The organism is Curtobacterium sp. MCBA15_016 (assembly GCF_001865105.1).
In the GTDB taxonomy this organism is placed as follows: domain Bacteria; phylum Actinomycetota; class Actinomycetes; order Actinomycetales; family Microbacteriaceae; genus Curtobacterium.
On the sequence record NZ_MJGR01000034.1, the window covers coordinates 416,385 to 428,390 of the forward strand.

Below are 12,006 nucleotides of genomic sequence, written 5' to 3' on the forward strand. Positions count from 1 at the left end.
CCTCACCGGCCGACGGCGCGCTCGACCATCGCGCACGGGACGGTCGCGTCCCACCCCGCGATCCTGGGCATCGCGCCGACCCGGACGGTGTCGCCCGGGTGCGCCGCGCAGTACGACGCTCGGTGCTCGATCTCGGCGGACCACTGCGGACCGTCCTCGCGGAGCGGCACCGCCCCGGCCCCGGCCACGAACGCGACGAGCGAGGCGACGACGAGCGCTCCGCCCGCTGCCCGCCACGACCACCGTGCGCGGGCGAGGAACACGTCGGCGGCGAGGACGACCGCCGCGGTCAGGAACATCGACGACGCAGCCGCGTACCGCAGGGGCGCCGTGCTCGCCCACGCCACGGCGGTGAACGAGGACCACGTCGTGCCGGGCGTCCGGTTCACGATGAGCGCCGCGTACCAGACGACGCCGGCGCCGACGCTCACGGCGAGGAGCATCCACCGGGTCCGCCAGTCCGCCAGGACGAGGGCGGCCACGACCGCCACCACGAGGAGCACGGCCGGCACGGTGACGACCCACCAGCCGTGCGCCGAGACGGACGCCCCCACCGCACGCACGTCGGCGTTCCCGCTGCCGCCCACCACCTGGGCGACGAACCCGGCGGTCATGTCCCGGAACGAGGTGATGCCACCCCGGTGCGTGGCGGAACGGGGGTGCGTCAGCGCTGCCGTGACCTGTGCCGCGACACCGAGCACCGCGACTGCTGCGACGGGGATGACCCGACGCTGCCGACGGCCCAGCAGCAGGAGCGGCAGGAACACGGCGGCCTGGATCTCGCTCGTGGTCACGACCGCCACCGCGACGGCGGTCCACGCGGACGACCACCAGCTCCGCGGACGGTGGGCGAGCAGCCACGGCGCCGCGAACAGCAGGTACCAGTGCAGGTTCGCCGCGGTCCCGGCGATCTCGACGGGAGCCAGCGGGACGAGGGCGGGGACGGCCGCGAGGAGCACCCGGAGCGGCCAGGCCCGCACCACGCCGCGCGCCAGGACGAAGACGGTGCCGCACACCGCGCCGAGGACCGCGCACGACATCGCCGAGACGGACAGCGCGTACAGGTCGATCCGCCCGAGCGCGACGGCGGCGTCGACCACCAGCCGGGGCAGGACGTGCAGGTAGCCGTCGTACGGGTGCCACACCGAGCGCACCGGGCCGAGGGTGAGCCGGTCGGTGAGGAAGCGCCCGGAGTCCTCCGCCCAGGCGACGCCGCGGGCCGGGTTCCCGATGCGGACCCACGCGAGCAGGCCGGTGGCGACGGCGAGGAGGAGCGCCCAGACCGCCGTGGTCGGTCGTCTCCGCGGGTGGTCCGCCGTCGTCATCGGACCCCCTCGTGCCGTCGTGCCGTCCGTGCTGTGCTGCCGATCGATCCTGGCGCGCGCCGGTGGACGGCACCCGTGACGCAGATGCCGTGACTCTCAGACAGACCGACGAGGACACGGACCGACGGTCTGCGCGCGCCGACCCCCGGCGACGTAGTGTCGGACGGGTGACGACGACGTTCCCCCGGTCCACCCCGTCCGCCCTCGGCATCGACGCCCGTGGCCTCGCCCGGTTCCTCGATGCCCTCGAGTCGACGGCCGACGTCGAACCGCACAGCATCGTGCTGCTCCGGCACGGTCAGGTGGCCGCCCAGGGCTGGTGGCAGCCCTACGCCGAGGACCGCGTCCACCTGCTCTACTCCCTCAGCAAGAGCTTCACCGCCGCCGCCGTCGGGATCGCCGTCCGCGAGGGGCTCATCGACCTCGACGCCACCGCCCTTTCGTACTTCCCGGAGCTCGACGCCGAGATCACCGACGAACGCAGCCGCCGCATCCGCGTCCGGCACCTGCTCGCGATGGCGAGCGGCCACCGCGAGGAATCCCTCGACCGCGCCCGCTCCGCCGACCCGGAGAACCTCGTCCGCGGGTTCCTGCTCACGCCGCCCGACGAGGAGCCCGGCACCGTCTTCGCGTACAACCAGCCGTGCACCTACACGCTCGCCGCCATCGTCCGGCGGGTCAGCGGCGGCACCCTGGTCGACTACCTGCGTCCGCGGCTGCTCGACCCGCTCGGCATCGACGACCTGGCGTGGCGCCGGGACGAGACCGGCGCAGAGCTTGGCTTCAGCGGGTGCTACGCCCCGACCTCGGCGATCGCCGCGCTCGGCCAGCTGTACCTGCAGCGCGGCGTGTGGGAGGGCGAGCGGATCCTCGACGAGGACTGGGTCGCCGCCGCCACGAGCAAGCAGATCGACAACCTCGACGAGGAGAACCCGGACTGGTCGCAGGGCTACGGCTTCCAGTTCTGGATGGCCCGCCACGGCTTCCGCGGCGACGGCGCCTACGGCCAGTTCTGCGTCGTGCTGCCGGAGCAGGACGTCGTCCTCGCGCTCACCGGCCAGAGCCTCGACATGCAGGCCGTCCTCGACGCGGCCTGGCAGCACCTCCTGCCCGCCGTCGACGCTGCGGACCTCGACGCGGCCGCGGATGCGGACCTGGAGGCGCGGCTCGCCTCCCTGGGACTGCCCCCGGTGCAGGGCGGTCGCCTCCCCGACCTCGGCGCCGGTCCGTTCCGCGGTGACGGCATCGACCGGATCGGCTTCACGCGCGACGGCGACCGGTGGCGTGCGGCCCTCGAGGTCGACGGCGGGACGCTCTCGGTGCCGGTCGGCGAGGGGGAGTGGGCGGTCGACGGTCCCCTCGCCGCGAGCGGTGCGGTCGCGCCGGACGGCTCCGTGCTCGTCGACGTCCGGTTCGTGGAGACGCCGCACCTCGCGCACGTGCGCATCGACCTCGCGGCCGGGACCGCCACCGCGTCGTGGGCGACCGAGCCGCTGCACGACGGTCCGCTGACGCTGCGCCGCCCCGCCGACTGATCGAGCGCTACGGGGTGTCGGACTTGTGCTCGACGACGTCCTGCAGCTCGGGTCGCTTCGGGGTCACGCCGTCGCCCGAGGACGTGTGCTTGATCCGCCGGACCACCCACGGCACGAGGTACTCGCGCGCCCAGCCGAGGTCCTCGGCGCGGGCCTCCCGCCACGGACGGGCCTCGAGCGGCTCGGGGTTGAACGGTTCGAGCCCGTGCTCGACGCCGAGCGCGTCCAGCACCGCGGCGGCGACGGTCGCGTGGCCCATCGGGGAGTGGTGCAGCCGGTCTGGAGCCCACATCCTCGGGTCGCGGAGGACCCGGAGTGCCCACATGTTCGCGACGAGGGCGCCGTGCTTCAGCGCGATGGCGTGCAGGTTCTCGTTGTAGATCGCCGTCTTGCCGCGGACCATCCCGAGCACCGGCGTCATGCCGACGTCCGGACCGGTGAAGAGCACCACGGTCGCGCCGTCGCTCCGCAGCCGGGACACCATCGCGTCCACTCGCTCGGCGAGCTCGTCGGGGTCGGAGCCCGGTCGGATGATGTCGTTGCCACCGGCCGACACCGTGACGAGGTCGGGACGGAGGGCGAGTGCCGGTTCGACCTGCTCGTCGATGATCTGCTGCAGGAGTCGCCCGCGGATCGCCAGGTTGGCGTAGGCGAAGTCCTCGGACTGGTTCGCCAGGACCTCGGCCACCCGGTCCGCCCAGCCACGGTTCCCGCCGGGGACGGTGGGGTCGGGGTCGCCGATCCCCTCGGTGAACGAGTCACCGATCGCGACGTACCTGGACCACGGATGACGAGCTGACACTCCTCGGACCATAGTCTCGTGGCATGACGAAGGCCAACCCCGCGGCGGTGCTGGGCGACGAGCTGCTGGAGCGCATCGCCGCCCGCGCCCCCGGCTACGACGCCGCGAACGCGTTCTGCACCGAGGACCTCGACGAACTCCGGGCGGCCGGCTACCTGCGGCTCGGGGTGCCCGTCGAACGCGGCGGTGCCGGACTCGGGCTCGCCGCGACGACCGCGGTGCAGCGGCGGCTCGCGGAAGCCGCACCGGCGACGGCGCTGGGGCTCGGGATGCACCAGGTCTGGGTGCAGGCGGCGCGCGCCGTCACTGCGCGGGGTGGGTCGTTCCTCCAGGCCGTCACCGACCACGCGGCGGACGACCACCTGCTCGCGTTCGGTGTGAGCGAGCCGGGCAACGACGCCGTCCTCTTCGACTCGCTGACGACGGCGGAGCCGGACGGCGACGGCGGCTACCGCTTCACCGGGACGAAGGTCTTCACCTCGCTGGCCCCGGCGTGGGACGTGCTGAGCGTGTTCGGCAAGGACGGGTCCGGGCCGGAGCCGCGGCTCGTGCACGGTTTCGTGCTGCGGTCCGACGGCGACGTCGAGCACCTCGACGACTGGGACACCCTCGGGATGCGGGCGACGCAGAGTCGTACGACGAAGCTGCACGGCGTGCACGTGCCGGCGGACCGGATCGTGCGGACCCTGCCGGTCGGGCCGAACCAGGACCCGCTCGTGTTCGGCGTCTTCGCGGCGTTCGAGCTGCTCGTGGCGTCGGTGTACGTCGGGATCGCCGCCCGTGCGGTGGCACTCGCGGTGTCGGCGGTGCGGTCGCGCACGGCACTCGACGGGACACCGCGGTCCGCGGACCCGGACGTGCGCCGGGCGATCGCGGACATGCGCGGGACGGTCGACGCGATCGAGCTGCAGGTGACCTCGCTCGCCCGGTCGGTCGACGAGCTCGACGACCTCGGGCCGCGGTGGTTCCCGTTGCTCGTCGGGACGAAGGCCCGGGCGGTCGACGCGGCGCAGCACGTCGTGGACGAGGCGATGCGAGTCGTGGGCGGTGGCGCGTACCGGGCCGGTGGCGAGCTCGCGCGCCTGGCCCGGGACGTCCGGGCGGGCCAGTACCACCCGTCGTCGCGGGACTCGGCGGCGCGGACGATCGCGGCATCGGTGCTGGGGCCGCTCGCACCGTAGCGTCGTCGCCGCGCGCCCCCAAACTAGTTCGCTTGCGGTACCATTGGCCTCCCCAGCGAACAGGAGGCGGCCGGAGCGTGCCGAGGACCGAGACCACGAACCGGACCGCCCCGCGGCGACGGACCCGCACCCAGCGACTGACGGACCGTGCCCTCGCACTCGACCCCGGGCTCGTGAAGACCGACGGTGCCCTCCGCACCCTCGTCGCCGTCCCGGCCGGCATGGCCGTCGGGTACGCGATCGCCACGGCGTTCGGCCTGCCGGCGATCCTCGGCGTGATGATCGGCGCGATGCCGGCCTTCATCACCTGCCTGGTCATCGTCGACCCGAGCACGGGCCGGACCGCCGCGCGCACCGGGGCGGTCCTCGTGCCGTTCGTCGTCGCACTCGCCGGGAGCATCGCCCTGCAGCCGTTCCGGCTCCTCGAACTCGTCCTCATCGTGGTGCTGCTGTTCGTGCAGTTCGCGGCGGCCTCGTGGGGCGTCTGGGCGGCGGACGCGGCGATCGTCGGGTTCGCCGGGTACCTCTGCGGACTCCTGCTGCCCCTGCCCGAGACGAGCGTCGTCCCGCTCGGGCTCGTCGTCGCGGGCTCCCTCGCCGTGACGATCGTCGTCCGCCTGCTGTTCCGGCCGGATCCGCACCGGGCGCTGCTCCGGACCCGTCGCGGGTTCGTCGCCCGGGGGTCCGACGTGCTCGAGGCCGCCGCCGCGGTCCTGGCCGCCGGAGCCGTCGGCGCTGCCGCGGACGACCAGCGCGCCCGCCGCCGAGCCCTCCGCCGGCTCGGACGCGCTCGTGACCGGTACCACGAGATCGCCCTGACGGTCGACGGCATGCTCGCCGCGAGCGGGGTCGACGCCGACACCACCGCCGAGGAACTGCACCGCCTGGTGTTCGACACGCACTTCGCGATCGACGAGCTCGGCCGCTCGGCCGGGGCACTGGTCGAGCAGGGCGCGCCGTCGGACGTCCGGCACGCCGCGCTCCGGGCCGTGACGCTCGTCCTCCGGCACGGCGGCAGCCACGGCCAGGAGGCAGCGCACACCCTCATCGCCCGCTACGGGATCACGGCCTCGGCGGCCGACGACGGATCCCGGACGACCGCGATCGTCCGCCGCATGGCCGCCGAGTTCGCCGACCTGCGGTCCGCCGGACTCCGGTGGCGCGAGCTCCGCGACGAGCTGCCCCGCCGCGGTGCCGGCGTGCCCTTCGCCACGCCGGTGATCCTCGCCGGCGGGCGCCCGGCCGGAGCCGTGCCGGTCGTCGCGGACGCCGTCGCCGAGGGGCCGTGGCGCCGCTGGCACCTCACGGCGTCGCTCCGAACCGCCGTCCACGCCGCCATCGCCGTCGCGATCGTCGAACCGCTCGCCCTCCTGCTCGACGGGAGCCGGTTCTACTGGGGCGTCATCGGCGTGATGATCGTCCTCGCCGGCACGAACACCACGCACGAGCGGATCCGGAAGGGCCTCCACCGCGGCGTCGGGACGGTCGTCGGGGGAGCGGTCGGGATCGTCCTCGTGCACCTGCTCGGCACGACGCACCCGTGGGTGACGATCGTGCTCGTGTGCGTCCTGCTCGCCGTCGGCACGTACGGCTTCGGCGGCGTGTACTCGGTCTGGGCCGCGTGCCTCGTCGTCGTCCTCTGCCAGGTGTACGCGTTCTCCGGCACCTTCACGGATTCCCTCATCCCGATGCGGCTCGCCGAGAACCTGCTCGGGGCAGCGGTCGCGGTGCTCGTCAGCGCGGTCGTCTTCCCGATCGCCACCCGTGCCGTCATCCGGCGCGCGGTGCGGCGGCAGCTGGTCGCGGTCCGCGCGTTCGTGCTCGCGCTGGTCGGGGTCGAGGACGACGACGAGGCGGACGCGGCCGACACGACGGAGGCGGACCGCGCCTCCCGTCAGCTGCGCGCCCGGTCGCGTGCGGTCGACGCCGCCACCTACCAACTGGACGCCGTCCTGCGTCCGATGGTCCGCTTCCCGACCGGCGGGCCGGCGCGCGCCGACGCCAGGACGCGCACCTCCCTGCAGGCGGCCGCGACCTTCGCGCGCGAGGCGGCCGGGAGGCTCGGCTCGGCCCCGCAGGACCCGCCAGCGGCCCTGTGCGGTGCGGCCGACCGCCTCGCCGCCTCGATCGCGCAGCTCGCCGACGGCATCGTGGCCGGGCCCCGGTCCGCCACGCCGACGGCGGTCTGGGTCCGGGTCGGCGACCAGCTCGACGAGGCCGTGGCCGCCGCCTCCGGACGGCCGGACGAGCGGGCGATCGAGACGGCCGCGCACGCGCTCGGCCGGATCGACGAGGCGCTCGCGCTGCTCGCCGACCGCCACCGCGCCACGGTCGTCGGGGCGATGTCGGTGGGTCCTGGCATCATCGCCGTGTGAGCAAGCAGGACGGACGCAACCGACTGGTGTCCGACGCGCCCGTCGACGACGTGACGGCGAGCGTGCTGCACGTCGACATGGACGCCTTCTTCGCCTCGGTGGAGCTGCTCGACCGGCCGGACCTCCGGGGCCTGCCGGTGATCGTCGGGCACGACTCCGACCGCTCGGTCGTCACGGCCGCCACGTACGAGGCCCGCAAGTACGGCGTGAACTCCGCGATGCCGATGGCCGTCGCCAAGCGCCGGTGCCCCGCGGCGATCATCGTCGAGCCGCACTTCGAGAAGTACCGCGCGAAGTCCGACGCCGTGATGGCCGTCTTCGACCGCTTCACGCCCCGCGTCGAGAAGCTCGGCATCGACGAGGCCTTCCTCGACGTCGCCGGGGCGATCCGGCTGTACGGCACCCCGTGGGAGATCGGTCGGGCGATCCGTGCGGCGGTGTACGCCGAGACCGGCCTGCACTGCTCCGTCGGCGCCGCGTCGACGAAGTTCGTGGCGAAGCTCGCGTCGAGTCGGTCGAAGCCGGACGGCCTGCTCGTCGTGCCGGCTGCCGACACCGTGGCGTTCCTGCACCCGCAGCCCGTGTCGGCACTGTGGGGGGTCGGCGGCAAGACGCAGGAGACCCTCGAACGACGCGGCATCCGCACCGTGGGGGACCTCGCGACCACGCCGCTGGGCTCGCTCGTCTCCGCGCTCGGTCCGGCCGGTGGTCAGCGCCTGCACGACCTCGCGTGGGGCCGCGATCCGCGCGTGGTCGAGAGCGGCGTCGGCGAGAAGTCGATCGGGCACGAGGTCACCTTCGGCCACGACCTCACCGAGCGCGACGACGTCGCCCGGGAACTCCTGCGCCTCGCCGACAAGGTGGCCGTGCGACTCCGACGGGCCGACGTCCAGGCACGGACGGTCGCGCTCAAAGTCCGCTACACCGACTTCACCACGCTGACCCGGTCCCGCACCCTCGCGGAACCGACCGACGTCGCCAAGCGCCTGCACCGCGAAGCCGTCGAGCTGTACGACGTGCTGCACCGGCCGGGCAACCGGATCCGGCTCATCGGGGTCCGTGGCGAGAACCTCGTGCCGGCGGCGGCGAGCAACGCGCTCTGGGACGACGACGCGCCGTGGCGCGAGACCGAGACGACGATCGACGCGGTCGCCGCACGCTTCGGCGCGGGCGTGCTCCGACCGGCATCCCTGGTGCGCGGCACGCCCGAGGGGCACGTCCCGCACGCTCGGCAGGACGAAGGGTGACGGTAGAATCTCGTGCAGTGAGCGCAGCCGAGTACACCGATCAGCCAGGGGCGGGGGACCAGCCCGCGGCCCTGTGGGACGACGGCACCGCAGCGCCTGAGCACGCGGTCGTCGCCCACGACGAGGCCGTCGCCGCTGCCGAGGCGGCGGGCAACTCGGCCGTGCAGAACCTGTCGCCGGCCTTCCCGGACCGTGCCGCGTGGGGCACCGCGTCGAAGCTCCGTGCCTGGCAGGTCGAAGCGCTCACCAAGTACTTCGAGACCGAGCCGCGGGACTTCCTCACGGCCGCGACGCCCGGCGCCGGCAAGACCACGTTCGCGCTCCGGCTCGCCACCGAGCTCCTCGCCCGCGGCACCGTCGACCGCATCGTCGTCGTGGCCCCGACGGAGCACCTCAAGCGGCAGTGGGCGGACTCGGCGGACCGCGTCGGCATCCGGATCGACCCGATGTTCAAGAACGGCGACGGCATGTTCGGCCGGCACTACCAGGGCGTGGCGATCACGTACGCCCAGGTCGGCATGAACCCCGAGGTCCACCAGAAGATCACCGCCGGCGGCAAGACGCTCGTGATCCTCGACGAGGTCCACCACGGCGGCGACGCCCTGACCTGGGGCGACGGCATCAGAGAGGCGTTCTCGAAGGCCACCCGTCGCCTGTCCCTCTCCGGCACCCCGTTCCGCTCGGACACCGCGCCGATCCCGTTCGTGCAGTACGCCCCCGACGAGCAGGGCATCCGCACCTCGATCTCCGACTACAACTACGGCTACGGGCGTGCCCTCAAGGACGGCGTCGTCCGCCCGGTGCTCTTCATGGCGTACGCCGGACAGATGCGCTGGAAGACCCGCATGGGCGACGAGATGTCGGCGTCGCTCGGCGAGCAGGTCACGAAGGACATCACCGCCCAGGCCTGGCGCACGGCGCTCTCACCCGAGGGCGAGTGGATGCCGGCCGTCCTCTCCGCCGCCGACAAGCGCCTGACCGAGGTCCGGCGTGGTGTGCCGGACGCCGGCGGCCTCGTCATCGCCACGGACACCACCACGGCCCGCGCGTACGCCCGGATCCTGCAGCAGATCACGGGGGAGCGGCCGACGGTCGTCCTCTCCGACGAAGCGGCGGGGTCCAGCCGGATCAGCGCCTTCGCCGAGGACACCTCCCGCTGGATGGTCGCCGTCCGCATGGTGTCCGAGGGCGTCGACGTGCCGCGGCTGTGCGTCGGCGTGTACGCCACGAGCGCGAGCACCCCGCTCTTCTTCGCCCAGGTCATCGGCCGCTTCGTCCGGGCCCGACGGCGCGGTGAGACGGCGAGCGTGTTCCTGCCGAGCGTGCCCGGGCTGATGGCGCTGGCGGCCTCCCTCGAGCTCGAGCGCGACCACGCCCTCGACCGCCCGAAGGACGCCGACGACGGGATGTACAACCCCGAGGACGCGATGGTCGCCGAGGCCAACAAGGAGGACCGCGCGTCGGAGAGCCTGCTCGAGGTCCAGCCGTTCGAGGCGCTCGACTCGCAGGCGTCCTTCGACCGTGTCCTCTACGACGGCGGCGAGTTCGGCAGCGGCGGCGAGGTGGGCTCGCTCGAGGAACTCGACTTCATCGGCATCCCGGGGCTGCTCGAACCCGACCAGGTGCGCGACCTGCTCCGAGCACGCCAGGCGACGCAGGCGAAGCGAGCGAAGGGCCGTACCCCGAAGGACGGCATGCCCAAGGCAGCGGCCCCCGCACCCGAGGACCGCCCGATGTACCAGACGATCAAGGAGCAGCGGTCCGAGCTGCACCGGCTCGTCTCGATCTGGTCCCGACACGCGAACGAACCGCACGGGGCCATCCACGCCGAACTCCGCCGCATCAGCGGTGGCCCGGCCGTGGCGCAGGCGAGCATCGAGCAGATCCAGAAGCGCATCGACGTGCTGCGCTCCCGCATCGGCGGCCGCCGGTGAGCACCGCGTGATCGAGACCGTCGACGACCGCACCTGGTACGTCAAGCGCGACGCGGAGTCCTCGCCCGAGGCGATCATCGACCGATTCGGCGGGGGCTACCGGCTCCGTCGGTTCTCGCTCACCGAGTCCCGCCGGACGCCCCACGGGGTGTACACGGGCGTCGAACTCGCCGAGACCGCGTGGTGGCGGCTCCGCGACAGGCCGCGGACCTCATGACATCGCAAGCCGAAGTCGGGTAGACCGGGGGAATGGCAGACTCCATCCCTCACGTCCTCGTCCTCGGCGGCGGCTCCGCTGGCTACACCACCGTCAAGCAGCTCCAGAAGCACGCAGCGACCGTGCCGATGCGCATCACGCTGGTGGACCAGAACACGTACTACACGTACCTGCCGTTCCTGCCCGAGGTCGCCGGTGGCCACATCGCCCCGAAGGACGTGACCTTCGAGCTGCGCCGTGCGCTCCGCAAGACCCGGGTCATCCAGGGCAAGGTCACCGGGATCTCCTCGGCCGACAAGACCGTCTCGATCGCCACGGCCGGCGGTGACGACCGCACGCTCGGTTACGACCAGCTCGTCGTCGCGCTCGGCTCCGTCACGCGCACGTTCCCGACGCCCGGGCTCGAGGAGTACGGCGTCGGCTTCAAGAGCGTCGAAGAGGCCGCCTACGTCCGCGCGAAGCTCCTCGACAACATCGCCAAGGCCGCTGCCACCCGCGACGAGGACGAGCGCCGCAAGCTGCTCACGAGCATCTTCGTCGGCGGCGGGTACACCGGCGTCGAGGCGATCGGCGAACTGTTCGACGTCTCGCAGGCCGCCATCAAGACCTACCCGTCGCTCGCCGGCGAGCACCCCCGCTGGGTCCTCATCGACGCGCTCGACCGCGTCGCGCCCGAGGTCGGTCCGGAGCTGTCCAAGTGGACCCTCGAGTCGCTGCGTGCCCGCGGCATCGACGTCCGCCTGAAGACGACCATGCCGAGCTGCGAGGGCGGCGTCGTGAAGCTCTCCGACGGCGACGAGTTCGCCACCGGCCTCCTCGTCTGGACGGCCGGCGTGAAGCCGAACCCGCTCCTCGACGCGTCCGACCTGCCGCGCGGCCCGAAGGGTCACCTCGCCGCGAACGCGAAGCTGCAGGTCGAGAGCGAGGACACCCACGAGGTCGTCCCCGGCGTCTGGGGCCTCGGCGACGTCGCGCAGGTGCCCGACCTGACGGCCGAGAAGCAGCCGGCGTACTACCCGCCGAACGCGCAGAACGCGGTCCGCCAGGCCGTCGTGGCCGCGGACAACGTGGTCGCGACGATCACGGGCAAGCCGCTCGAGGAGTACCGCCACCCGTCCATCGGCACCGTCGCGTCGTACGGTGTCGCGAAGGGTGCGGCGAACATCAAGGGCATCAAGATGACGAACCTCCTCGCGTGGCTCGCGCACCGCGCCTACCACGTGTACGCGATGCCGACGCTGAACCGCAAGGTGCGCATCGTGATCGGGTGGGTCACCGGGGCCGTGTCGGGTCGCGACGCGACGTCCCTCATCAAGGAGACCGACCCGCGCCGCACGTTCGTCGAGGCGTCGAAGTCCTAGACGCGCGTTCCTGACGGACGGGAGGCGCG

9 protein-coding genes are annotated in these 12,006 nt (G+C 73.3%); 7 read left to right on the plus strand and 2 right to left on the minus strand.

Annotation, left to right across the window (positions count from 1 at the left end):
- Nucleotides 1–2: 2 nt before the first annotated feature.
- Complete coding sequence (locus tag BIV03_RS15695) at nt 3–1,325, minus strand: hypothetical protein (protein WP_071296318.1); 1,323 nt, start codon at nt 1,323–1,325, stop codon at nt 3–5.
- Nucleotides 1,326–1,492: 167 nt separating this feature from the next.
- Between BIV03_RS15695 and BIV03_RS15700 the strand changes: the two genes are divergently transcribed.
- Entirely contained in the window at nt 1,493–2,860 is a 1,368-nt protein-coding gene (locus BIV03_RS15700) for a serine hydrolase (RefSeq protein WP_071296319.1), read from the plus strand.
- Nucleotides 2,861–2,867: 7 nt separating this feature from the next.
- Here the strand turns inward: BIV03_RS15700 and BIV03_RS15705 are convergent, their stop codons facing one another.
- Entirely contained in the window at nt 2,868–3,662 is a 795-nt protein-coding gene (locus BIV03_RS15705; protein WP_071296320.1) for an SGNH/GDSL hydrolase family protein, read from the minus strand.
- 23 nt (nt 3,663–3,685) lie between these two features.
- Here BIV03_RS15705 and BIV03_RS15710 point away from each other — a divergent pair, with 23 nt between their 5' ends.
- The 6 genes from BIV03_RS15710 to BIV03_RS15735 all read left to right on the plus strand — a co-directional run bounded on the left by BIV03_RS15710 (nt 3,686) and on the right by BIV03_RS15735 (nt 11,977).
- A complete protein-coding gene (locus BIV03_RS15710) occupies nt 3,686–4,843 on the plus strand; it encodes an acyl-CoA dehydrogenase family protein (protein WP_071296321.1) in 1,158 nt (385 codons plus the stop codon).
- Between the two features lie 77 nt (nt 4,844–4,920).
- Complete coding sequence (locus tag BIV03_RS15715) at nt 4,921–7,218, plus strand: FUSC family protein (RefSeq protein ID WP_071296322.1); 2,298 nt, start codon at nt 4,921–4,923, stop codon at nt 7,216–7,218.
- Complete coding sequence (gene dinB, locus BIV03_RS15720) at nt 7,215–8,465, plus strand: DNA polymerase IV (protein ID WP_071296323.1); 1,251 nt, start codon at nt 7,215–7,217, stop codon at nt 8,463–8,465. Before BIV03_RS15715 ends, dinB begins: the two co-directional genes overlap by 4 nt.
- A gap of 161 nt (nt 8,466–8,626) precedes the next feature.
- Nucleotides 8,627–10,399, plus strand: a complete 1,773-nt coding sequence (locus tag BIV03_RS15725; RefSeq protein WP_070419603.1) for a DEAD/DEAH box helicase — start codon at nt 8,627–8,629, stop codon at nt 10,397–10,399.
- A gap of 7 nt (nt 10,400–10,406) precedes the next feature.
- A complete protein-coding gene (locus tag BIV03_RS15730) occupies nt 10,407–10,616 on the plus strand; it encodes a hypothetical protein (protein ID WP_071296324.1) in 210 nt (69 codons plus the stop codon).
- 32 nt (nt 10,617–10,648) lie between these two features.
- Nucleotides 10,649–11,977: an NAD(P)/FAD-dependent oxidoreductase gene (locus tag BIV03_RS15735; protein WP_071296325.1), complete on the plus strand. Its 1,329-nt coding sequence runs from the start codon at nt 10,649–10,651 to the stop codon at nt 11,975–11,977.
- The last annotated feature ends 29 nt before the right edge of the window (nt 11,978–12,006 follow it).

What these genes read in the sequence shown, in the direction of transcription:
- BIV03_RS15735 (WP_071296325.1), top strand. Translation starts at nt 10,649, where the DNA reads ATGGCAGACTCCATCCCTCACGTCCTCGTCCTCGGCGGCGGCTCCGCT.
- BIV03_RS15710 (WP_071296321.1), top strand. Translation starts at nt 3,686, where the DNA reads ATGACGAAGGCCAACCCCGCGGCGGTGCTGGGCGACGAGCTGCTGGAG.
- BIV03_RS15695 (WP_071296318.1), bottom strand. Translation starts at nt 1,325, where the DNA reads ATGACGACGGCGGACCACCCGCGGAGACGACCGACCACGGCGGTCTGG.